Raw genomic sequence first — 23,394 nt, forward strand, 5'->3', positions numbered from 1 at the left:
GTAACGAAACAGCGCTACCATGTGGATCCAAACTGCACTAATGCTATCGATTAGGGCAGAACCATTGTTCACACTAACTGAAGCTCGCGCGCCAGAAATCAGTTTGGGATCAAGTTGCTCGATGCGAATACGGACACGAATTTTTTGCTGCTCACGGATCCAACGACTGTCATTGACGACATCGGAAAGTTGACCATGGCTATTTTCAATATCGCGCACCGCACGTTCTTGGCTTTCGATATGACCGATAAATACTTGGCCGGGTAGGGCGTCAAAGGCAATGTGAGCAATGTTGCCGACTTGGAGATGTGACATGCCTTTTTCATTGAAGTCGGCGCTGAGCCAAGCTTGTGCTTCGTTGACCACCAGCAGTGCGGTGGTGCCTTGCGCAATATAACTGCCAGTTTGCAGTTGTAAGTTGGTCACAATACCATCGGCAGAGGCGCGAACTTGGGTATGGTTTTCATCTAACTCGGCGCTGGCGAGCTTTACTTTGGCCAGCTCGATAGCCGCATTGCTGGTGGAATCCGACAATTGTGCTTTTATGCGTTGTATCTCGGCTTTGGCGGCTTGGAGAGCACTATAAGCAACGTTGACATTGGTTTTACTGTCATCAAGCTCCTGAGCGGTTGTGAGCCCTTTTTTAAACAGCGTTGTCGTGCGCTTTTGTTTCGCTTGGCTATTTAGCCACTGTTCCTTACGCTGCGAGAAGAGTTGCTCGGCAGCAATCAGTTGTTGTTGGCTGGCTTCAAACATTTCGTTTGCTTGTGCCAATTCAGCTTGTGCTTGTTGAACGTTGAGTAAGTAGCTTTGATCATCAAGCGTGAACAAAGTATCACCGCTATGTACTGATTGACCATTTTTAACCGCTACGGACTCTATAACGCCAGAAACTTCGGGTGCAATTGTTGCAACGCTGCGATGCAGTGACGCTTGAGTGGTAAAAGGGGCAATATTATCTGAGGCGATCAAAAACAACGAGAATGCCGCTGTTGTGCCCAGAACAAAATAAAGTACGTATTGGTAGAGTTTGTCAGTCACAGCTAGTCTCTTGGTGCATCTCATTCCTTGAGAGTGATAGAAGGGGGATGTATGTCTCAGTGCTACTTGCGAAAGAGTTTATAACCATTCAAAATTAACAAAAGCAAGTAGGTTTGAAATTATGACTTCCATATTTGGAAACGTTGATGATCTTTATCTCTTCAGCAAAGTGGTCGAGATGGGCTCCTTGCAAGGTGCCGCCAAGCAACTTAACTTACCGCTTTCAACCATGTCACGGCGTCTAACTGGTTTAGAGTCGCGCTTGAATACACGCTTGTTAGAGAAACAGGGTCGAGAGCTATTGCCGACGGAAACCGGCTTACGTGTGTTTAATCAGCTTAAGAGTGGTATGGAAATCATTGAAAGTGCTTGTGCGCAAATCAGTGAAGATCGCCATGATGTAGAAGGTAAGATCCGTTTAGCGCTACCCCATAATTTTTATCGCAACTTTGTTGGCGCGGTGGTGGAAACGTTTTTACAGCAATACCCTAAGGTCGAACTTGATCTGGTGTTGAGTCAAGAACAGCGAATACCGCAAACTGATCGTGATTTGTTGATGACCTTTGATATTAGTGACTTAGATGACATGATTGCTCGGCCTCTATTCCAAGCTAAACATGGTTTTTATGCCAGTCCTGAATACCTTAAAAACGTCGCCAAGATTGATAATTTAACCGACTTAACTGAACAGTCATGGGTTTCGGTTGATCACATGGTTGATTTGCCTATTTATCAAGGAGAGTCGCTGGTGGAAGTGATCACCATTAAGCCGAAGTTAGTAGTGAATGACATTATTGCGGTGATTGCCGCGGTAGAAAAAGGCCTCGGTGTTGCTTCGTTGCCAATCCGTTACATCACTCCGCGTGATAATCTAGTGCAAATATTGCCACAATATCATCGCAGCGCTCGCCAAGCTTACTTGGTCTATAAGCAACGTCGTTATCAACCCAAAGCCTTGTCTCTGTTTATTGAAGCGTTGATGAATGGCGTCGCCCCCTTACAAAAGATGACGAGCGAGTCATGATGTGACGCCATTTTTAGTTTACAGTGTAAATGCAACTAAACTATTGAAAAATAATAACTTAACTATGGTGCTGGTTGATTTTTAGTCATTGTTAATGTGTATTATAGTGATGGAAAACTTGGCTGGATTTACAAGAAACATCACTAAATTCAAGCTCTTCTGACAAACGCGGATCAATAAATTGTGTTTGTTCTGACGTAATTGGCGCAAACACTTCTAATATTAGAAGACGATATCCGATTCGTTGAATAAGGAAGAAAGATGAATAAAACACTATTAATTCTAACCAGCGCTGTTTTCGTGCTAGCCGGTTGCCAAGATGAAACGCCAGAGCAGCCTTTAGCTCAAGCCCCAGCAGAGCAGGTAACGGAGAACCTTACCGTACAAGTGACAGATGGCATTCAATCTGTGGTCTCTCAAGCAACGTCGACCCTGTCTGAGGCAACCAGTACGATAATTCGTCCAGAAGAGGCTGTCAGCTCTGCTGAAGGCCGTTTAGAGCATAGTGCACGTAACTCTCTCGATTGGGAAGGCGTGTATATTGGCACATTACCATGTGCAGATTGTTCAGGTATCGCGACATCACTGACGCTTAATTTTGATGCGACTTACAGTTACGAGCAAAACTATCTAGGCCAAGGTAGTGAAGGCCAATACAAATCCACAGGTGAGTTTATTTGGAATAGTAAGGGTGACAGTGTCACCTTGTCTACTGAGGATGACTCACAGCAATTCTTTGTGGGTGAAGGTGTATTGATGATGCTGGACGTAGATGGCAATAAAGTCCAAGGCGATATGGCAGAAAATTATAACTTGGTACAACAAGAGTGATAAGCGTGGTGGCGCCCTTTATTAAGCCTTGAGAGAAACATGTTGTAGCAGCCTTCGGGCTGCTTTTTTATTGGCGCTTTTTGATAAAAAACCAACGCAATTTCGAAGGTAGTGGCGTAAGCCCAATCGGGTAATATTAGCCAAAACGCAGAAAAACATTACAATACGGCGGTTTTTATATTGAATGTGGAATGCCCTGTGAAATTGAGCAAAAGATTAAAGCACCTTGATCAGATGGTGAGCGGTGAATACCAGCATATTTGGGATTGTTGCTGCGACCACGGCTTTCTCGGTATGACATTGCTCGCTCGTCGGGCGGCAGGGCATGTGCACTTTGTGGATATCGTTCCTGAACTGATGCGTGAGGTCGAAGCCAATTTACAGCGTTTCTGCCACGATTCTTCTGCGCAATGGCATACGCATTGTATTGATGTCGCCACTTTGCCGCTACATCAGTATCAAGGTCGACATTTGGTGATTATCGCTGGGGTAGGGGGAGATCTCATGGTGCAGTTTATTCAGCGCATTCGGGCGGCCTATTCGCAGCTATCGATCGATTTTCTATTATGCCCTGTGCATCATCATTACAGCGTAAGACAGGCTTTGATTGAGCTAGATTTTAGTTTACATCAAGAAGCTCTGGTGGAAGACAATCAGCGGATTTACGAAATCTTATTCGTTTCTTCCGAGCCTGATCCTGAGCGTAAACTTCATGCGGTGGGTGAGGTTATTTGGCAAGCTACCAGCGAAGAGCAGTCTCAAGTGGCTGGAAAATACCTGGCCAAGACTTTAGATCATTATCGCCGCATGCAGCAAAGCAAAGACGTTGCTCATATTGTTGAAGCGTACCAAGCCATCGCTATTTAGTGGTGCAAAGTGGTTTGCGAGCTGGGCGATGGGACCCTACGAGCGCGGTTGTGAAATAGGGCATCATCTCAACCCTCATGAAACGCCCCAAAGCTTGGGTGTTGTTCAATGACCGACAGATTTGGAGAATACGTTCATTACCACGACGCCGCTGATAATTAAAAACATACCGATCACCGCAGGTAAATCGAGTTTTTGTTTAAATACTACAGCACTGATCGTAGAGATAAGAACAATGCCAAGTCCAGACCATATCGCATAGGCAATTCCAACCGGCATCGTTTTCAGCACCAAGGATAGAAAATAGAAAGCCACACCATAGCCTATGACGACCACAATACTCGGCCCTAACTTGGAAAATCCATCGGCGGATTTTAAAGCGCCGGTTGCAATAACTTCAGCAACAATAGCAATTGATAGATAGAAATAACCCATAGCATGATCCTAAATCAGTTGGCGACACGTGTTGTAGAAACAACTCGTTTATAATCTACGGCTAAGTTAATGCTCCTGAACTACTCCATCACTTGGTTAAAGAGGCTCAACGTTACTGCCACCTAAATTGCGCACCTATGTTTGATAGCCATACATAAGCCCGGTTTTCCGTTACAAGTTACAGCACGTTCAACGGCGTTTTGCTGGTTAAATGGTCATCATTTTTGCACATATTAATTGAATGGCTGAACGGATTCGATTTAGAGAGTAATATTATTGATATAAAGCGAGTTTTATAATCAACACACTTTAATTTAGTTTTGTCACGCTATAGGTTATCAACCTTCTTATATTGATTGGTCAGTGTTGGTAGAAGATCTTGCGCTGACAAGAACTGGAAATGAGTATAAGACCGATTAGGTAAGTCAATTAAACTAGGAGTAAATAGATGGAATGGTATCTCGCAGTATTAAAAAAATATGCCGTATTTAGTGGTCGTTCAAGACGTAAAGAATATTGGATGTTTTTTTTAATTAACCTTATTTTTACCTTACTACTAGGGTTCGTTGATGGGCTTTTAGGTACGGTGGTATTAGGCTTTGTTTATAGCTTAGCGATACTGATTCCAAGTATTGCTGTTGGTGTTCGCCGTTTGCACGATACTGGACGCACTGGCTGGTGGTTACTGATCAGTTTGATCCCAATCATTGGTATCTTGGTTCTGATTTATTTCATGGTGGGCGACAGTGCACCAGGCCATAACGAGTACGGTCCAAATCCAAAAGGTTCGGATGGCATGTTTATCTAGTTATATGATTTTGCATCATAGATTAGTATGAAAAAAGGCGAAGCTGATGCTCGCCTTTTTTCATTTTAAGTGCACGACTCAATTGGTTGGCGTAGATTTAGACCTTAAAACGGTCAACCAAGTCATACAATTCATTTGCACGACTATTGAGTGTTTGACTACCAGCGCGGTTTTCGTTGGCCAATTTAGCGGATTGAGAACTTTGGTCAGAGATGATTACAATACGCTCAGAGATCTCTTGTCCAACCAAACTCTGCTCCTCGGTTGCAGTCGCGATCAGCGCATTCATATCCATGATGGTATCAATCGAATGTTGGATTTTAACCAAAGCTTCGGCAGCTGCATTAGCTTCACTGACCGTATCAGAGCTGCGAGATTGGCTAGATTCCATCGCTTTGACGGCATCATCTGATGCTGATTTGAGCTGTTCAATCATTTGGTGAATCTCACCAGTGCTTTGTTGAGTACGACTGGCAAGGTTACGAACCTCGTCCGCAACCACAGCAAATCCGCGTCCTTGCTCACCTGCTCGAGCGGCTTCGATAGCAGCATTCAACGCTAATAAGTTGGTTTGTTCTGCAATATCTTGAATCACCTCCAGTGAAGAGGAGATATTTTGTACATCGCCTTCTAAGCGAGAAATTACTTGTGTGGCTCTGAGCACTTCATCCGCTAAAGCTTCAACTGACGAAGCAGCAGAGTTGACAATCTGCTGCGCTTCTTTGGCATTATCATCCGCCTCTTTCGCAGAGTCTGCCGCTTGGCTAGCATTGCTTGAGATCTCTTGAGCGGTGGTCGTCATTTCAGTCATCGCAGTAGCAACTTGCTCGGTTTCTTCTCGTTGGCCTGTGGCTAGTTGATCGACTTGAGCGGCGCGATTAGACATATTGGTGGTTTCACTCACCACTTGCACACCAACTTGACTGACGCTGCTGATGATGTTCTGCAGACTGGCGACAAAAGCATTGAAGTTATTGCTCAAGCGGGCAAACTCAGGGGCTCTAAACGCTTCCATACGCGCCGTAAGATCGGCATCACCGTTAGCAAAAGATTGGATTGAGCGGTCAAATTGCTCAAGTGGACTCATGATGGTGCGGTTAACGGCAACGGCGAAAATAGCCACCAGCGCAGCAATAACGAAACAGAAGGTCGCAATTGCGGTTAATGTACTCTCTAGTGCTTGGTTTGAGCGTTGGTTCATCTGAGCGACGATGGCGTCGATATCATCAGTATAGAACCCCGTGCCCAACATCAAATCCCATTCGGGGATAAAAATAGAGTAACTGAGTTTAGGTAGCGCGACGGTTTCGCCTAACTTTGGAAAGTAGTAAGTAGTGAAGGTGCCCGTTTTCGAGTTTTTGATAAGATCTCGAATTAAGTAATTACCCTTTTGATCCTGTAGGTCATAAAAGCTCTTGCCAATACCATCAGTATTTTTGCCGACAACGATTCGTACCCCTTTGGAATCGTAACCAAAGATATAGCCAGACTGACCATATTCAAGCTCTTTTAGGGTTGGGAGTGCTTCTTCTAGTGATGCACCACGATCAAGAAAAGGCTGAATGGAAGATTTTGCCATTTGGAGGTAGGCAGTAAGCTCATTTTGCTTCATTTCCATCATGTTGGTTCGGGTTGCTGCCACCTGCTGTGCCGTCAATCCTGTCGTTTTGTAATAGGCCACACTCATCATGCCGATCGCCATCAGAAGCAAGGGAACAATTGATAATATATAGAGGCGCTTTCTTATTGTTAGATTCATAGTATTTCCTGCACTAATTCACTCAGATCCATTATTACTTTGTAAATATTCATTTATTTAGTAGCAAAGATGTTAACAGAGTTGTCGGCAAAGAAATGTGAAACTTAAATGTTTTAGATTTAATTATCGTTGTAAATTATCTTTGTTTGATGTTGATCTATGGTTTCTTAAGTGTTATGTGTTTATTTCTGCTGATAAGGTTCATGCAAATAGCGATGCCAGTTATTGTTGATTGCTTGATATTGGTAACGGCAGAATTGTTGCCTTTCACTAAGATAATCTTGCTCAATCTCGTTAAGTAATGTGGCGTATTTTTTAGGATCATTGCCGTAAACGAGACATAGCGTGGAAAAATAGCGCTGTAGATCGAAGCTATGCTCATCAATGTATTCACCCCAATCATAATAATCCGGACGCTGTTGTGACTCGAAAGCGAACATGTCTGCGGCACTGATTGTTGCTTCATCACCACCTTCGATATATTCAAGCATTATGATGGCGGCAAAATTGTCTACGGCGTCTTCTTCTTTGCCAAGAACCGGAATGTTTCGATCGGCAATATAGGCATGCCCAGCTTCATGCAATAGGGTGTGCAGAAGCGTATCTATGGTGCCCAGTTGAGGTGAGCGACCATATTTTTCTTGATAGTTGTTTGCGATAAAATACTGCAGGGCTTGATGGTAAAACTCGTAAGGTATATGAATGGTATGAATTTCAGGATCGTATAATGGTCCTTCTTCGCCACCATATTGCACCGTTAAGGTTTGACTAAATGGGAAGTATTGATTGGCGAGATCGGCAACCAGTGGGTTTATCTCACTCTCTTTTATCGCAGATTGGGCTTGTTGCTCATTCGGGTTCGCTGGTGGTAGATATTTGAATTCAATCGTATCAAGAGCAGCACTGGCAGGACTGAATAGCGCGCAAGCAATAAGAAGAAATGGGGTATAGCGTATGTGCATCATAGCGTTCTCAGACGGACGAAACGGGTTGTTATTAGGCTAGCACAATAAGTTGTCTCTTTTATCGCTGAGCACTGGTATTATTTGTTCTACGGAAGGAGTGATACCTATGCTATACTCCGCGCCCTCAAAATATGAAGAGTTGATCACCATGACTATCAAACAAGACATCCAGAAGCTAACTAACCGTATTGATACTTGCCGCCACAAACTTGATGCCGCTAAGTCTCGTGGTGATCAAGCTATGATCAGTAAATTTACGGATGACTTAGAAGCGCTAATTAAGAAGCAGGCATCCCTAAAAGGTAAGCAAACTTACGATCTAAACAAAGAGCGTAAAGAGCTACAAGATATGCCGTTTTACCGTGAAATCACCAAAGAAGAGCAGGCGGATTTAGGTAAACTGAAAAAATCAGTTAAAGGCCTTGTTATTGTGCACCCAATGACAAAAATGGGTAAACAGTTACGTATTGAAGTGATGACTGGTTTTGCACCGAAGAAATTCTAAAAAAAGCGCCGAATAAGGCGCTTTTTTTTCCCTTAAGCTTTTTACATTTGATAATTGTCGATCACCTTTGTCATACGCATGGCATCTTTACGTTTGTGAATATCCAGCTTCTTATATACACGATAAATGTGAGACTTAATTGTACTTTCTGATAAGTACAGCTGCTTTGCGATCTGTTTATTTGACTGTCCCGCGGCCAGATGATCTAACACCTGTCTCTCTCTGTTGGTTAGAGTGTTGTACATGTCACAACGAATAAGACTTGGATCGCGTTTTATTTGCACCAACTTTTCCAAACATTTTCTTGGTAGCCAAAGCCCGCCGTTAAGAATGTAGCCCACACTTTGATGTAAATGCTGTATTGGTGACGTATTAACTAATATGCCTTTTAACGAATGCCAATAAAGAAACGGGTGGTCTAACTCAACTTTGGGAGTGTTATGCACCAAAACGTCAATGCCCAGCAGATCAAAATTAGGCAGTTGGTTTGATTGAACTAGCGGTTTTATTTGTGTGAAATCGAGTAATGCCAGATCGGTGATCTGTTCCGAACCCGCAGCGGTAAATTGAGAGTGGGGGATCGTTGATACACTGACATCCAACTCTTCATACAGTTGTCTCTCCATGAGACCGGCGTGCAGATTTTTATCTGACAGTATCACCACGTGCTTTTTGGTCATAATAGCTAGCTCCTAGACGCTATTAACAAGCAAATTTCTTACCTACGCCCTTGTTCTTTGCAAGGTGCACAAACAAGTATATTCAAAATCTGAGTATGAGAGGGATGATTCAAACTATTTAATCATCAAACTATCAATAATGGTTAGTAGGTAAGTTTAGGCCAAAATTATGTAATTGATGTTTTTCTCATTAATTTATTGGTAAGTGTTTGAAATTGAGTGAACACGGGCGATAGAAGCTGATTTTCATCGTTTGAAGTAGCAAAAAATACTGATGAAAGAAGAAAAAGTACGACACTCTAATTAGGCCAAATCGAGCCAATATCTTCATACTTGCCTCACTTTTATGGTTTTCACCATCTACAACTTGCTGTTAATTAAACGTATTAATTAGGCGCATATCATCTGGTTTCTGTTTGTCCGACGCTAGAGCGGTTGCTTGTCTCAAATGTGAGAAGTTCAGCCCCGATCCCCTACCTATACTTCCGTTGCTTCCGAGCATAAACATCAAATTCAGACATGGATACACAACGGAGTGAAAGGTTATGAATCTTAAAAAAACTGGTTTAGCAATCGCGATGGCAGCATTCTTAATGAGCGGCTCAGCACTAGCTGGTAGCGGTGGTGGCGGCGGTGGTGGTGACCAAACCAACGGTAATGGTGCGGGTAATGATGGTAACGTCATAACAACTGGCGGCGGCCATGACGGCAACTCTTTTTCTCACTCTAATAACGGTGACGATGGCAATACGTTGACGAAAGGCGGTGGCGACGACCACAACAAGTCGTGGAAAAATAGTGCTAATACCGATACTAACAATGGTGATGATGACAACACGATCACTAACGGTGGCGGTGATGACGGTAATACAGTACTGAGCAATAACACCCATTCTGTCAGCAGTAATGGTGATGATGGAAACAATATCGGTGCCGGGAATGACAATAATGGTAATGGCGCTGGTGATGATGGTAATACATTGTTTAGTAACAATACGCATACCGATACTGACACGAACAATGGTGATGATGACAACACCATCACAACGGGTGGCGGTAACGACAACAACAAAACGTGGACTGACAGTGCCAACACTGACACGAATAATGGTGATGATGACAACACCATTACGACCGGTGGTGGTAATGACAACAACAAATCTTGGTCAAACAGTGCCAACAACATCAATACAACGACCAAACATGAGTTGAACTTTGAAGTAGATATGGTTGTAGCAAAATCTGATCTAGATGGTGAAATCTCAGATGTATCGGTTGAATACGGTGAAGCGGGTTCAATGTATCGTGGCGGTTGTGGTAAATGTGCCGGTGCAGGTGTGCAAGTGCGTAATACCAACAACATGACAGGCTTTAACAACGCTGCCGGTATTACCACAGTCAGCCAAACAGCGGGTGCAAACTCTTTAGTTCAACAGTCTGTAGTCACCAACGCTACGGTTAACACTAAGTAACTGGAGATTGTCATGCGCTTAGCACTAATCGCGATAAGTGGATTGTTAGTTGTCAACGCTTATGCTGATGATCTTGTGCTGGCTGACGACCTTGAGCTATCCAGTGAAATGATGGATAGCTCTAGAGGTGGTCAGTACACCATAGATTTAGATAGTGTGACAGCGTCTTCGGAAGTCGTAGGTTTGAGTCAAGGCAACATTGCTAACCACACAATCAACGGTGGTAACGTGATTGGAGCAGGAGCACTTGCTTCTAGCTCTGGCGTTACTAGCGTGATTCAAAATACTGGTAATAATGTCCTGATTCAAAACTCGATGGTCGTTAACCTGACACTAGAATGATATGGTTTTTTGGCGAATAGTAATATTGGGGATGCTGGCTCTATCAGCATCCTCTCACGCGTTGGATTATATGCCGAGCCGAGGCGTTTTCTCGGTGCCGGTCAAAAGCTACAAAGAAATGTTGTTTGGCGATGTAGTGCGCCAGCAATATGACTTTAGCTGTGGATCGGCCGCTGTCGCATCTCTTCTGACATACCATTACGATAATCCTGTAGATGAAGACACGATATTTAAAGTCATGTTTGAAAGAGGGAATCAAGACAAGATTAAAAAAGACGGTTTTTCGTTACTCGACATGAAAGAATATTTAGATTCTTTGGGATACAAAGCAGATGGCTTTAAGGTGCCTCTGGCAAAAATGCGCCAACTAGGCGTGCCAGGTATCACCTTAGTGAACTTTGATGGCTATATGCACTTCGTAGTGATTAAAGGAATGAATGAACATTCAGTGATCGTCGGTGACCCATCTCGTGGAACAATGCAGATGACGTACGAGCAATTTGAACATTACTATTCTGGCATCGTTCTACTTATTCGCAATCATGTCAATGTGGCACAAAACACCTATATTTCTGATGACAACTATACATTGTACGCGCCTTCACCGTTAGATTCGGGAGTCTCCAGAGGCTCGTTAGGCGTATTTAGTATTACACTGCCCGAACGTGGGGAGTATTAACAATGTTTAGAAAATTATGGTTGATGGGTACGGTAGCAGCTTGTTTGATAGGACAAGCTCATGCAGGCTCATATCAACTCGATAGGCTCGAACCGTTAGAGGAACAAGCACTATCAAATTACCGTGCGGGTTTTAAGTTCAAGGATGATTTTGTCATCAATATTGGCTTAAACATTCGTACATCGATAAATGGAGATACGTTGTTTACTAATCGTATCGCTAATTTGATGATCCAAAATGGTCGTTTCATCTCGTCTCGGCCAAACACACAAATACCAACGACCACGATAGTGCAAGTTGGGTTAGAGAATGCGGTGTCACTGCCTAACACTCAAACGGTTGTTCCAGAGCCAGAGGCAATATCAACCCCAACCCCTTCAATAACCCCTCCTGCGACGGAAGTGGCTGCGACAACGGAGAGTGGATCTCCTTCTCCGGCGATAACGACAACCTTGCCAGCGGAGCCTGAATCGGTTGCGAATCCGCCAGTGTCACAGCCAACTGTGGCTTCGGTATCGCAAGTGACGGTCAGTCAAGTCGTGGTACCTGCTAATGTCTTTGACCAAGCAGCGATCAATAACATCATTCAAAATACCTTAGACGGTACCGTGGTGGGTTTTGATACGGTCATTGATATTGATGCGCAGGTCGGCAGCGTTATCCGACAAATTGAGCGTAGTAACAAGTTACAGCAAGCATTACAAATCAATCTCCAATAACCCCTAATGTGAGTGATTTTGTAAGTCAAATGCCAATGGCCGTAAGGCACATTGGCATTTTTTTTCCTCAATCAAGTTAAGCTCAGTGAAAAACCAGTGTCTGATTGGGCGGGAGGCGCCTTGTGGTCAAATGAATCTGGGTAGTGATGTGATGGAAAGAGAAGGGGCAATTAAAAGGAACAATGAAAAGGGTCAATATTGTGTATTGACCCCTTCTCAAAGACGATAGCTGCAAAGTGATACTTAAAAGGTAAATGGCACTCTTACATTGAGTTGGAAGTCGGGTGTGTCTTCGGTTAAACCAGCCTGAGCGCTGATATTAAGAGAAGTGGTCGGGCTTAGGGCGTAATTGATGCCAAAGTTGAGTGAGTCAAGTTGCAATAGCTTTGCTTCATCATCAGTACGACCATTGATTTTACTCTTTAAGATCGTTTGGTGGCTTAGACCGATAGAAAGCGATAGGGTTGGGTTGATGGCAAAACCAAGCCCAGCCCCGAGGGAGATGGTATCACCTAAATCGACCTCTGCGGATTGGCCATCAAAATCGACATCGGATTTAAAGTTATAGATGTAAGACATGTTGGCGAACAGCACGGCTGGATCGGTAGGGTAGATCATCGAAATGCCCGGTTCAATACTCCAAAAACCAGAGCCAGTTGGCGCGTCAACAAGGGCATTGCTGCTTGGATCTACATCAATATCGTAAGGCGACTTACCGGTATCGGATTTAATTCTTAAGCTGCCGACCCAGTAAGGTGTGGTATCAAAATTAAATTGATGACGGATAGCAAACTCAATGTCACCTAAACCGCCACCATCGAGATCTGAATTAATGGTTTCATCAGAGGCGCCATCCTGAATTGGACGAGTAGAAATTTGGTCATTGCGATAAACAAAGGGTACGCGCATTTCTATTTCAGTGGCATTGGTTAAGCCGTAGCGACCGGTGATGCCCGCTGTAATCGTGGTTCGATCTGAATCGCTCACTTCAATGCGCCCTACAATCAAAGCCGGTAAGACGGTATAGCCGATGATGTTGACCTTATTTGAAGAGTTTTGTGAGTAATTAAGCGATGCCTCAAGGCCAAACTCTCCTTTTGGTGTCAAAACCCCCGGTCTATCAATTACATCAGCGACTGTTTGCGCGCGTTTGGCGTCATTTGGTTGTTCATGGTTGTCGGCCAAAATTGCGGGTGAAAACAGCAGAAATGGCAGCGAAAGTATCAGAGGTTTGGTCATTATTTTATCCCTATTTTATTATTAGTCCCTCTTTTAGATAGGACAGCTACGTCACTCTTGCCACTGTTTATGGACAACTTTTGTTTATTAAAAATTGGAGAGTGTAGGGCTTTCTTAGAGCAAGTCTTTGTATTGTATTGATATATAAAGTGAATAATGGAAGGATTGCATATCGCTTATTTTCAGCGTCGGTCGTGTGCATACTTTTTTAATACTTAAAGCTCATGACTTTTCTCATAAATGAGATGTTGCCGTCGTTTCTTACTGAGCTTGTATCCAGATAAAACAAAAGCGCTCATTTGAGCGCTTTTTTTGTCAATAGGTCGAACAACAGACAATGGTTAGACAAGGATGATTGTAACTCCAGCCTCTTCAAGGGCTTGCAGAGTCTCTTTGTCTGCTGCTTCGTCGGTGATTAAGGTGTCTAATTGTGAGGCGCAGGCCAGTAATTTGCCTCCGTGCTTACCGATTTTGGAGCTATCCATTAACGCAATTAAGCGGTCACCGTATTCAAGCAGCTTTTTCTCTGCCATATACACCAATATATCCGACGTATAAACGCCAGCTTTAGTGATGCCAGTACCAGTAAAGAAGACGAAACGGCTGGAATGGTCATCGGCGGATTCGGTATCCGGTGAAATGGTAATATGACGCTCAGGCAGATATTGGCCACCCAAAATGATCAGACTAGGATGGTTAGCTTGGATAAGTTGGTAAGCGAGAGGCATAAAATTGGTGATCACTTGAATGTTATGCCCAGCTAAATGTTCACCCATCAAAAAGGTGGTATTACTACCGCTGACTATCACACTGTCATTTTCATCGCATAATGTTGCGGCAGCGCGAGCAATTCTTATCTTCGCTGAATAGTTGTCGATATCCCTTTCGACAGGAATGAAATGAGAAGTAGTATGAGCGTTACCATTTCCCACATTATCTTCATGTCCAATGGCTTCAGCGCCATTGCGCATCTTGGTCAATCGGCCTTCTTCCGCCAACTTTGTGATATCTCGTCGAGCAGTAGATAAAGAGATATCAAGCATCTCTACATAGTCATTAGTACTGATGTAAGTATGGTTTTCAAGATACTCCAGTAGCCTTCTATGACGCTGTACTTCATTCATAACTAAGTCCTATATTTTTATTGTGGTTCATTTTGACCGAATTTGACGTTTTGAGCAAATAAAAAATCATTATGACGTTTTGTGAATTTTAAATGACGTGTTTTTGTGATCTTTAGCCTGGTTTTGGTCATAAAAAGTCAAAAGTGACTTTACGTGACGCTAATTGGTCATTTCGAGTCACAAAGAGTCACAAAGAGTCACAAAGAGTCATTGGAGGCCAAGGTGAAGTATCAAGCAATCATTATAGATTTAGATGGAACGCTACTGAACGACCAACATCAGATCAACGCCAACAATGTTGATGCGATAAAGCTCGCACTGCGTGAAGGTTATCAAGTCACACTTGCCAGTGGTCGTCCTCATAATTTGATGCTGCCTTACGTCAACCAGTTGGGAGTGACTGCTCCCATCATTTGTTGTAACGGTGCTTACCAATATGACCCCGTTAAACAACGTGTTAACCACAGCACCATAATTGAAGCTCAGCAACTTACTCAATTGCTCGACATGCTCAATCTTGGTCAGTTCTATTTCACTATCTATGCACAAAACGGCATTTATGCCACGCAAGAGTCAGCGCATTTCCTGGGTTTGAAAAAGCAGATGGAAATGAACAACGCGCAAGGTGAGATCGCCATCATTAAGGCGGTAGAAGAGCTAACCGCGCACTGTGGTGATGTGTACAAAGTATTAGTGTCGAGTGATGACAAAATCGCACTTTGTCAATTGCGCGACACCCTAACAAGCAGCTTGCAAGCTGACCTTTCTGCGCCTAACAAACTCGATATTACTGGCTTAGGCGTCAATAAAGGTCAAGCAACGCTGGGCTGGTTGAATCAGCAAAATATCGCTCCTAAACAAACCATCGCATTTGGTGACGGCGACAACGATGCAGATATGTTCCGTATTGTTGGTGAACCCGTAGCGATGGCAAATGCAAGCCCTGCTTTGCGCGGCTTAGCCAACCTCATTGTTACAGATAATAACGGTTGCGGCATTGGGCAGTATCTCAGACTGGTTGTGTCTGAAGGTCAACACTCTTGCCAACACTCATTTAGCTATTAAGGAAATATCATGAAAAAAGTAAAAATTGCAGCAGGTCTAGCACACGTAGATTACGGTCACATCGCTGACGTCGTAAAAGAAGTGTCTGATGCAGGTGCAGACTACATCCACTGTGATGCAGCTGATATGCACGATCTGAAAAACATGCAGCTAATGGGTGGTCACCAAATCGTTGAAGGTATTCGTCAATACACGGACAAACCAATCGAAGTACACGCTTACTTCAAAGATTGTGACCGTCTATTCGTAGAGAAAATCGCCAAAGCGGGTGCAGACATGCTGATCCTTCCAGCAGAAAACTTCCTAGGTGCACCACTGGCGTACATGATGAAGTACTGCCGTGACTACAACATGAAGTTTGGTCTAACGGTGGGCTGTTTCACTCCAGTTTCTTTCGTTAAAGAAGCGATTTACTACCTAGACCGTTTACATATTGTTATCCACGGCGTGAACAACGATGAGTGGCTATGGCGTGAATCTGCAATTGAAATGATTCGTGAAGCGCGTCAGTTGATCAACGAGCGTAACCCGAACTGTGAGCTATGTGTGGATGGCGGTATCCGTAACCACAACCTAGAAGCGCTACTAAAAGAAGACATCGACGTCATGGTTGCTTCTACTAACATCTTTGGTCACAAAGACGGTATCACTGCAGGTGTTCACGATTTCCGTGAAGCACTAGATAAAGCAGAAGAAGCCGTTGCCGCTGAAAAAGCATAATTAAACTAAAAACGGTGTCGAGCTGAATCACCCTCAATATGCTCCGGCTCGGCACCAATCAAGGATTTACCATGACACATTTCAATCACTACCAACCGACTAAGCTGAGCTTTGGCCCGGGCAATGTGAACCAAATTGGTCAAATGGTTGCACAATACGGCCGCCGCTGCCTTGTGGTATCGGAACCTATTTTTGATGCAGTAAAACCTGCTTATGAGCGCATTTTTGCGCTACTTGCTGAGCAACAAATCGAAGTGACTCACTTTGATGGCGTGGTACCAAACCCACCAACAACCGTTGTTGAACTTGGTCGCCAAGTTGGTGTTGCTGCTGGCTGTGATGTGGTACTTGCTATCGGCGGTGGCTCATCGATCGATACGGCGAAAATCATTGCAGCAACGATGAATGTTGAAACCATCGATTGGGCACATTGGTTTGCTAATTACGATTCGCCATTTGGTGACGTTAAAGCACTACCAGCCGCTACCGTGCCATTAATTGCGATTCCAACCACGTCAGGTACCGGTTCGCAAGTCACGCATGCAGCGGTGATTACTGATTTAGAAAGTCACTCAAAACTGACTTTGTTCCATCCAGAGTTTTACCCATGTGAAGCGATCATTGACCCTGAGTTGATGCTAACTCTGCCACCGCGCATGACAGCAATGACCGGTTTTGATGCTTTTTCGCATGCGTTTGAATCATACACTGGAACAAAACCATCACCATTGGTGGATAGCCTAGCGCTAGAAGCAATGAAGCTGGTGGTTGAAAACCTACCACATGTGGTGGCTAACGGTTCTGATCTTGAAGGTCGTTGTCGATTAGCGACAGCCGATACCCTTGGTGGTATTTCGCTGGCGAATGGCGGTGCAGGTGCACCACATCCACTGGGTGAAATTTTAGGTAGTAGCAAAACCAACTTGCCACACGGCTTAACGTTGGCGGTGGTCTACCCAGCTTATGTTCAACTGCAATGGCGTAAACAGCCAGAGCGTTATGCCAAAGTGGCGGAGTTATTTGGTGCCGTGGGAAGCACTGAAGAAAAAGCTCAATCACTGGCTGCGCACATGGTGACGTTTTTACAGCAAATTGGCTTAGAGCATAACCTGACGCAAGTTGGCGTAACCGAAGAAGATGTCGCAGCTCTTGAGCCTGCATTTTGCTTCAACCTACCGCTTACCAGCGGTGACGAAATGAAAACCATTCTGCGCGCCAGCTTGGCATAACAGAGTGAAACGGAGATGAGAACATGGAAAACGGAGTTAGCTTGATGAAATGCGCAGCAGAGAATGTGGAACGAGAGGACATGAACTGCGGCAAAATCAGAGCGTTAATCTTCGATTTCGATGGTCTATTAGTCGATACAGAAAGCTGTATGTACAAAGCCTGGGAAGCTTTGTTAAAACCATACGGTGTGGATGTTTCGCCACTCCAGGTTGCTGGCCTAGTTGGGAACTCAGCGCCAGCAACCGCCCTTTATCAGCTCTATCGTCAAAGCACAGGCTACGATTGCACTGATAACGAAATTCGTGATCAAGTGTTAGAGATTGCCTACCAACTCATCGCTCATATCTCCGAGCGAGACGGCGTTCGAGGTTACCTCGATGCAGCCAAAAAAGCACAGCTTAAGATGGCGTTAGCCACCAGTTCTGAATACGAACACTACATGCCAATTCTAAAGCGTCTCGGGCTCGATCATTACTTTGATTGCTTTACGGGCGCAGAAGAGATTGCTTTAGAACGTCGTAAGCCACAGCCAGATATCTACTTAGAAAGCCTCAAAAAGCTGGGAGTTTCTGCCCATCAAGCCATCGTCTTTGAGGACTCTCCTCCAGGGATCACCGCGGCTCGATCGGCAGGTATTTCAACGGTTGCGGTAACCAACCTACTGACTCAACACCTTGATGTATCGCACGCCAATTTGGTGCTGTCATCGATGAGTCAGCTATCGCTAGCGCAATTGATAATTCAACTTATCGAGATAGAACAATGAATAAATTAGAACAACTGAAAAAGTACACCACAGTCGTTGCCGATACCGGTGACATTGACGCGATTGCTGCCTTCCAACCGGAAGATGCGACCACCAACCCTTCATTGGTACTTAAAGCGGCGGAAATGCCACAGTATGATCACTTAATCGTTGATGCGATCGAGTGGGCGAAAAAGCAAAGCGCAGATAAAGCACAGCAGATCATTGATGCGGGTGACAAACTGGCGGTAAACATCGGTGTGGAAATTTTAAAATCCGTTCCGGGTCGTATTTCAACTGAAGTCGATGCTCGCCTTTCATTCGATAAAGAATCAAGCCTAGTAAAAGCGCGCAAATTGATCGCCATGTATCAAGAAGCAGGCGTTGGCAAAGAGCGTATCTTGATCAAACTGGCTTCGACGTGGGAAGGCATTCGCGCCGCAGAAGTGCTAGAAAAAGAGGGTATCAACTGCAACCTAACGCTGCTGTTTAACTTTGCCCAAGCCAAAGCGTGTGCTGAAGCTGGCGTATTCCTCATCTCCCCATTCGTGGGCCGCATTCTTGATTGGTTCAAAACCAACACCGATAAAAAAGAGTACCTACCACATGAAGATCCGGGCGTGGTGTCAGTATCTCAAATCTACAACTACTACAAAGACCACGGTTACAACACCGTCGTGATGGGCGCGAGCTTTCGCAACGCGGAAGAAGTGTTGGCGCTAACTGGTTGTGATCGCCTAACCATTGGTCCTGCGATTCTCGATCAACTTGCGGCGCAAGAAGGCGAAATTGAACAAACGCTATTTGCTGTTCGTGACACGATTCAAGCGGCACCAACGGCGATGACAGAAGTGGAATTCCGTTGGGAAATGAACCAAGACCCAATGGCAACGGAAAAGCTCTCTGAAGGTATCCGCAATTTTGCTGTCGACCAAGGCAAACTTGAAGCCATGATTGAAGCGCGTCTGTAAGGAATATGAACCACATGATTTCACGTAATAAATTAGCCGATACTATTCGCGTTCTGAGCATGGACGCCGTACAAAAAGCCGCATCTGGCCACCCGGGTGCGCCAATGGGGATGGCAGATATCGCTGAAGTGCTTTGGCGCGATTTTCTAAAGCACAACCCAACTAACCCTAATTGGGCTGATCGCGACCGTTTCATTCTATCCAATGGTCATGGCTCAATGCTGATCTACAGCTTGCTGCATTTAACGGGTTACGATCTTAGCATGGAAGACATTAAGTCTTTCCGTCAGCTGCATGCAAAAACCGCGGGTCACCCTGAATATGGCTACGCGCCGGGTATTGAAACCACCACTGGTCCATTAGGTCAAGGCATCACCAACGGCGTTGGTATGGCGTTGGCGGAGAAAGTACTGGCGGAGCAATTTAACCGCCCAGGTCACAACGTTGTTGACCACCACACTTACGTGTTTATGGGTGACGGCTGCATGATGGAAGGTATCTCTCATGAAGCGTGTTCACTCGCAGGAACACTTGGCTTAGGCAAGCTGGTGGCGTTTTGGGATGACAACGGCATTTCAATTGACGGCCATGTTGAAGGTTGGTTCTCTGACGATACGCCAAAACGTTTTGAAGCGTACGGCTGGCATGTGATTGCGGGTGTTGATGGCCATAATGCCGAAGCGATTCGCAAAGCGATCTTGGAAGCGCAAGCGGAAACGGGCAAACCAACGCTGATTTGTTGCAAAACCATTATTGGTTTCGGTTCGCCAAACAAAGCGGCAAGCCATGACTGTCACGGCTCACCGCTTGGTGAAGAAGAAGTGGCATTGGTGCGCGAAAACCTTGGTTGGAAATACGCTCCGTTTGAGATCCCACATGACATTTACCAAGCATGGGATGGCAAAGCTGCGGGCAAAAATGCAGAAGCACAATGGAACAATCGCTTTGCTGAATACCAAAGCACTTACCCAGAGTTAGCCGCAGAATTTAAACGTCGCGTAAACGGCGAATTGCCAGAAAACTGGGCGCAGATCAGCGATGATTTCATCAAAACACTGCAAGCGAATCCAGCAACCATCGCCACGCGTAAAGCGTCACAAAATGCGATAGAAGCGTTCGGTCCAACGTTACCTGAGTTCCTCGGTGGTTCGGCGGATTTAACCCCTTCTAACCTAACTAACTGGTCTGGTTCTAAAGCGATCACTGCGCAAGATGCATCGGGTAACTACCTCAGCTACGGCGTACGTGAATTTGCCATGTCAGCGATGATGAATGGCATTACCTTGCATGGCGGCTTTATCCCTTACGGCGGCACGTTCCTGATGTTTATGGAATACGCTCGTAACGCACTGCGTATGGCAGCGCTGATGAAGCAACGCAGCATCTTTGTATACACTCACGATTCGATTGGCTTGGGTGAAGATGGCCCTACGCACCAACCGGTTGAGCAAATCGCATCGCTACGTTTAACACCAAATATGAGTACATGGCGTCCATGTGATCAGGTGGAAGCGGCTGTGGCATGGAAGTCAGCCATTGAACGTAAAGATGGTCCAACGTCGCTGATTTTCTCGCGTCAAAACTTAGTGCAATACCCACGTGATGAGGCGGTACTAGCGAATGTGGCGAAAGGTGGTTACATCCTGTCAGATTGCGACGGTGAACCAGAGCTGATCCTGATCGCCACGGGTTCAGAAGTGACCTTAGCGATGGAAGCGCAGGCGCAACTGAGCCACATCCGTTGTCGCGTTGTTTCTATGCCTGCAACCGATGTGTTTGACGCCCAAAGCGCCGAATACCAACAGCAAGTGCTGCCAGCCAACGTGACCAAACGTATCGCGATTGAAGCGGGCATTGCTGACTACTGGTACAAGTATGCGGGTTTACAAGGCAAGATCATCGGCATGACGACCTTTGGTGAGTCAGCTCCTGCTGAGCAACTATTTGAAATGTTTGGCTTCACCGTGGCGAACGTGGTGGATACAGCCAATACGTTGATGGAGCAAAAATAATGGAATCATTCATCTCTAATACAGCGGATGAATGCGTAAGAGTTAAGGCTGCTTCGGCAGCCTTAAACCATATTACGCAAACTATCACCGCAGAGACGGTTATCGGTATTGGCACTGGCGCAACCGCGGAAGTTTTCGTTCAGCTATTGGCACAATCGGACGTGGAATTTGCGCACTGTGTTTCCAGCTCTGAACGTTCATCCAAAGCGATTCAAGCCGCGGGTTTGAAAGAAGTGGCGTTAGCCGATTGCGATCGCGTTGACTTCTATGTTGACGGTATCGATGAAGGCCTAAGCAATGGCATTACCATCAAAGGCGGTGGCGCAGCGCTGGGGCGCGAGAAAGTGATTGCGTGCATGGCAGATTGCTTTATCACCATCTCTGATGAAGGCCGTTTGGTGGAGTTCCTAGGCAAGTTCCCTCTGCCAATCGAGATTCTACCAGCCGCGAAAACACCAGTGGTATTAGCACTGCAAGCGATGGGCGGTAAACCGATCCAACGTGATGGCTGTATTACCGATAACGGCAACATCATTTTAGATGTCGCAGGCCTTGATATGAGTGAGCCTGCTGAGCTGGAAATGCGTTTAAACGCCATTCCAGGCGTGGTGGGAAACGGTATTTTTGCTCAGTGTCCTGCGAAGCATATGGCCTTCTCTAACCATCTTGGTGTGCGTTGGTTATCTCTAAAATGAGACCCTGATAACAACTTTATCAATAACCCTGTTTGTACTGCGTGAATTAAGGAATAAACATGATGGATAGCAAGTTTTCCAGTGTATTTATCGAGTATCTTGATTGCCATATTGATGAATTTCTCAATGATTTATCTGGTCTGATTGCGATTCCGTCTGTACGTGATTTAGCGACCAAAGGTGAGCTTGCTCCTTTTGGTCAGCCGATTCGCCAAGCATTTGATTACTTAATTGAATTTGCGGAAAAACAAGGGTTAGAAGTGCGCGATCACCAAGGCTATGCACTGGATATCAGTGTTGGCCAAGGTGATCAAGAAATCGCCTTGCTGCACCATGTTGATGTGGTGCCAGCAGGTGATGACAGCCAGTGGCATACCTCCGCGTATCAAATGACGCGTGAAGGCAATATGCTTTTTGGTCGAGGCGTTACCGACAATAAAGGGCCTTTGCTGGCCAGTCTATACATCCTCAAGTTGTTTAAAGACCTTGAGGTACCACTAAATAAAAAGATCCGCGTGATCATCGGTGGTGCTGAAGAGACAACTTGGGAATGTGTTGAGCATTATTTTAAACACAATCCGCAGCCAGATTATGGCTTTTCTCCAGACGGCGACTTCCCAATCGTCAATGGTGAAAAAGGTATTCTGTATGCAACGTTGGAGAGGGAGTTTCCTTTCTCTAGCGAACCAGGCTCTTGCCAGATCAAAAGTTTAGTGAGTGAGCGTGACAGAACATCCACGTGCCACCACTTAATTGCTGAAATAGCAGGCGTCAAAGCGGTAGAAGTTGCGCAGCAATTTGGCTCTTTTGCCGAGGTGACTTATCAAGAGTCACACTGTCGTGTTGAGTTATCAACGCCGTGGGAGAAATCCCGCAATCCGCATAAAGTCGACAACTGTATGGACAAGTTTGTTGAAGTTATGCGCCATGTCGAGGGTTTAGACGCCAATTCGGCTCACTTGATCGCTTTGTTAAACTCCCAATTTACAAAGAGTCATGATGGTTCGAAATTAGGTTTAAGCCACCAAGATAATGAAATGGGCACAACCACCAGTTGTGTTTCAGCGATTAACTTGGATTCGCGTGGTTACAATTTGGATTTTGATTTTCGGTTTCCTAAAGGCCTGACAATCGAACAAGTTCGTACCCAATTGCTCGCTTTATCCCAACAAGCTGGCGTGAACTTTATCGAGCATCAGTACCTACCTCTATCTTACCTCTCACCCGAAAGTGCCCTTATCCAGACGATGGGGAAAGCTTATTCCGACGTCACAGGAATGGACGCACAATGCTTTAGCAAAGGCGCAGCTTCGTATGCGCGCGCGTTGGAGTATGGGGTGGCATTCGGACCTACTTTCCCTGGAGAAGCGACTTTCGTTCACGAGCCTAATGAACAGCTCAATCTAGAGTCGCTAATAAAAGCAATAACGATATACGTGAAAGTTCTCATATCACTTCAGGAGTAA

The 23,394-nt window shown here is 45.1% G+C and carries 24 protein-coding genes; 17 read left to right on the plus strand and 7 right to left on the minus strand.

The features are described 5' to 3' along the window. On the minus strand, positions 1 to 1,041 hold a 1,041-nt coding region (locus tag RH85_RS07555; protein ID WP_006711621.1), incomplete at its 3' end, for an HlyD family secretion protein. A 121-nt stretch (positions 1,042 to 1,162) separates the two neighbouring features. Between RH85_RS07555 and RH85_RS07560 the strand changes: the two genes are divergently transcribed. The 3 genes from RH85_RS07560 (at position 1,163) to RH85_RS07570 (ending at position 3,763) form a co-directional block, all read left to right on the plus strand. Continuing rightward, positions 1,163 to 2,065 (plus strand): LysR family transcriptional regulator, encoded by a 903-nt coding sequence (locus RH85_RS07560; RefSeq protein WP_006711622.1) that lies wholly within the window; start codon positions 1,163 to 1,165, stop codon positions 2,063 to 2,065. A 261-nt stretch (positions 2,066 to 2,326) separates the two neighbouring features. Further along, on the plus strand, positions 2,327 to 2,896 hold the full coding sequence (locus RH85_RS07565; protein WP_006711623.1) for a copper resistance protein NlpE: 570 nt from the start codon (positions 2,327 to 2,329) through the stop codon (positions 2,894 to 2,896). 198 nt (positions 2,897 to 3,094) lie between these two features. Beyond that, positions 3,095 to 3,763 carry a tRNA (adenine(22)-N(1))-methyltransferase gene (locus tag RH85_RS07570; protein WP_006711624.1) on the plus strand — a complete coding sequence of 223 codons (669 nt, stop codon included), beginning with the start codon at positions 3,095 to 3,097 and terminating at the stop codon, positions 3,761 to 3,763. A gap of 105 nt (positions 3,764 to 3,868) precedes the next feature. Here RH85_RS07570 and RH85_RS07575 read toward each other — a convergent pair whose 3' ends face one another. Then, positions 3,869 to 4,198, minus strand: coding sequence for a DMT family transporter (locus RH85_RS07575; protein ID WP_006711625.1), 330 nt, complete (start codon positions 4,196 to 4,198; stop codon positions 3,869 to 3,871). Between the two features lie 448 nt (positions 4,199 to 4,646). Here RH85_RS07575 and RH85_RS07580 point away from each other — a divergent pair, with 448 nt between their 5' ends. Further along, positions 4,647 to 5,006: a DUF805 domain-containing protein gene (locus RH85_RS07580; protein ID WP_006711626.1), complete on the plus strand. Its 360-nt coding sequence runs from the start codon at positions 4,647 to 4,649 to the stop codon at positions 5,004 to 5,006. A gap of 97 nt (positions 5,007 to 5,103) precedes the next feature. Here RH85_RS07580 and RH85_RS07585 read toward each other — a convergent pair whose 3' ends face one another. Next, complete coding sequence (locus RH85_RS07585) at positions 5,104 to 6,765, minus strand: methyl-accepting chemotaxis protein (protein WP_039948836.1); 1,662 nt, start codon at positions 6,763 to 6,765, stop codon at positions 5,104 to 5,106. A 182-nt stretch (positions 6,766 to 6,947) separates the two neighbouring features. Further along, positions 6,948 to 7,727, minus strand: a complete 780-nt coding sequence (locus RH85_RS07590; protein ID WP_006711628.1) for a DUF4344 domain-containing metallopeptidase — start codon at positions 7,725 to 7,727, stop codon at positions 6,948 to 6,950. Between the two features lie 151 nt (positions 7,728 to 7,878). On the opposite strand from RH85_RS07590, the gene RH85_RS07595 reads away from it, so the two are divergent. Further along, entirely contained in the window at positions 7,879 to 8,235 is a 357-nt protein-coding gene (locus RH85_RS07595; RefSeq protein ID WP_006711629.1) for a YibL family ribosome-associated protein, read from the plus strand. A 41-nt stretch (positions 8,236 to 8,276) separates the two neighbouring features. On the opposite strand, the gene RH85_RS07600 is transcribed toward RH85_RS07595, so the two are convergent. Then, the gene (locus tag RH85_RS07600) at positions 8,277 to 8,915 is read right to left on the minus strand and encodes a helix-turn-helix transcriptional regulator (RefSeq protein WP_006711630.1); all 639 of its coding nucleotides are present in this window, start codon (positions 8,913 to 8,915) and stop codon (positions 8,277 to 8,279) included. Between the two features lie 545 nt (positions 8,916 to 9,460). Here RH85_RS07600 and RH85_RS23425 point away from each other — a divergent pair. Genes RH85_RS23425 through RH85_RS07625 form a run of 4 tightly spaced genes read left to right on the plus strand, consistent with a single transcriptional unit; the run spans position 9,461 to position 12,127 of the window. After that, positions 9,461 to 10,387: a hypothetical protein gene (locus RH85_RS23425; RefSeq protein WP_006711631.1), complete on the plus strand. Its 927-nt coding sequence runs from the start codon at positions 9,461 to 9,463 to the stop codon at positions 10,385 to 10,387. A 12-nt stretch (positions 10,388 to 10,399) separates the two neighbouring features. Further along, positions 10,400 to 10,729, plus strand: coding sequence for a hypothetical protein (locus tag RH85_RS07615; RefSeq protein ID WP_006711632.1), 330 nt, complete (start codon positions 10,400 to 10,402; stop codon positions 10,727 to 10,729). 1 nt (position 10,730) lies between these two features. Further along, on the plus strand, positions 10,731 to 11,408 hold the full coding sequence (locus RH85_RS07620) for a C39 family peptidase (RefSeq protein WP_420895797.1): 678 nt from the start codon (positions 10,731 to 10,733) through the stop codon (positions 11,406 to 11,408). A gap of 2 nt (positions 11,409 to 11,410) precedes the next feature. Then, positions 11,411 to 12,127: a hypothetical protein gene (locus RH85_RS07625; protein ID WP_006711634.1), complete on the plus strand. Its 717-nt coding sequence runs from the start codon at positions 11,411 to 11,413 to the stop codon at positions 12,125 to 12,127. A gap of 243 nt (positions 12,128 to 12,370) precedes the next feature. Here RH85_RS07625 and RH85_RS07630 read toward each other — a convergent pair whose 3' ends face one another. Together RH85_RS07630 and ulaR are read right to left on the minus strand one after the other, a co-directional pair. Beyond that, the gene (locus RH85_RS07630) at positions 12,371 to 13,366 is read right to left on the minus strand and encodes a transporter (RefSeq protein ID WP_006711635.1); all 996 of its coding nucleotides are present in this window, start codon (positions 13,364 to 13,366) and stop codon (positions 12,371 to 12,373) included. Between the two features lie 341 nt (positions 13,367 to 13,707). Beyond that, a complete protein-coding gene (ulaR, locus tag RH85_RS07635; protein ID WP_006711636.1) occupies positions 13,708 to 14,490 on the minus strand; it encodes an HTH-type transcriptional regulator UlaR in 783 nt (260 codons plus the stop codon). Positions 14,491 to 14,712: 222 nt separating this feature from the next. Between ulaR and RH85_RS07640 the strand changes: the two genes are divergently transcribed. From RH85_RS07640 to RH85_RS07675, 8 genes are all read left to right on the plus strand, one after another. Beyond that, a complete protein-coding gene (locus tag RH85_RS07640; RefSeq protein ID WP_006711637.1) occupies positions 14,713 to 15,555 on the plus strand; it encodes a Cof-type HAD-IIB family hydrolase in 843 nt (280 codons plus the stop codon). 9 nt (positions 15,556 to 15,564) lie between these two features. Further along, positions 15,565 to 16,275 carry a ribulose-phosphate 3-epimerase gene (locus RH85_RS07645; protein WP_005596232.1) on the plus strand — a complete coding sequence of 237 codons (711 nt, stop codon included), beginning with the start codon at positions 15,565 to 15,567 and terminating at the stop codon, positions 16,273 to 16,275. Positions 16,276 to 16,346: 71 nt separating this feature from the next. Continuing rightward, positions 16,347 to 17,504 (plus strand): iron-containing alcohol dehydrogenase, encoded by a 1,158-nt coding sequence (locus RH85_RS07650; protein ID WP_006711638.1) that lies wholly within the window; start codon positions 16,347 to 16,349, stop codon positions 17,502 to 17,504. A gap of 23 nt (positions 17,505 to 17,527) precedes the next feature. After that, positions 17,528 to 18,271 carry an HAD family hydrolase gene (locus RH85_RS07655; RefSeq protein WP_006711639.1) on the plus strand — a complete coding sequence of 248 codons (744 nt, stop codon included), beginning with the start codon at positions 17,528 to 17,530 and terminating at the stop codon, positions 18,269 to 18,271. Further along, positions 18,268 to 19,221, plus strand: a complete 954-nt coding sequence (tal, locus tag RH85_RS07660) for a transaldolase (RefSeq protein WP_006711640.1) — start codon at positions 18,268 to 18,270, stop codon at positions 19,219 to 19,221. Before RH85_RS07655 ends, tal begins: the two co-directional genes overlap by 4 nt. Positions 19,222 to 19,235: 14 nt before the next feature. Then, the gene (tkt, locus tag RH85_RS07665; protein ID WP_006711641.1) at positions 19,236 to 21,233 is read left to right on the plus strand and encodes a transketolase; all 1,998 of its coding nucleotides are present in this window, start codon (positions 19,236 to 19,238) and stop codon (positions 21,231 to 21,233) included. Then, the gene (gene rpiA, locus RH85_RS07670) at positions 21,233 to 21,928 is read left to right on the plus strand and encodes a ribose-5-phosphate isomerase RpiA (RefSeq protein WP_006711642.1); all 696 of its coding nucleotides are present in this window, start codon (positions 21,233 to 21,235) and stop codon (positions 21,926 to 21,928) included. The genes tkt and rpiA overlap by 1 nt, the downstream gene beginning before the upstream one ends. A gap of 59 nt (positions 21,929 to 21,987) precedes the next feature. Next, complete coding sequence (locus RH85_RS07675) at positions 21,988 to 23,394, plus strand: Sapep family Mn(2+)-dependent dipeptidase (protein WP_174269573.1); 1,407 nt, start codon at positions 21,988 to 21,990, stop codon at positions 23,392 to 23,394.

This window comes from Vibrio ichthyoenteri ATCC 700023 (assembly GCF_000222605.1).
In the GTDB taxonomy this organism is placed as follows: Bacteria; Pseudomonadota; Gammaproteobacteria; order Enterobacterales; family Vibrionaceae; genus Vibrio; species Vibrio ichthyoenteri.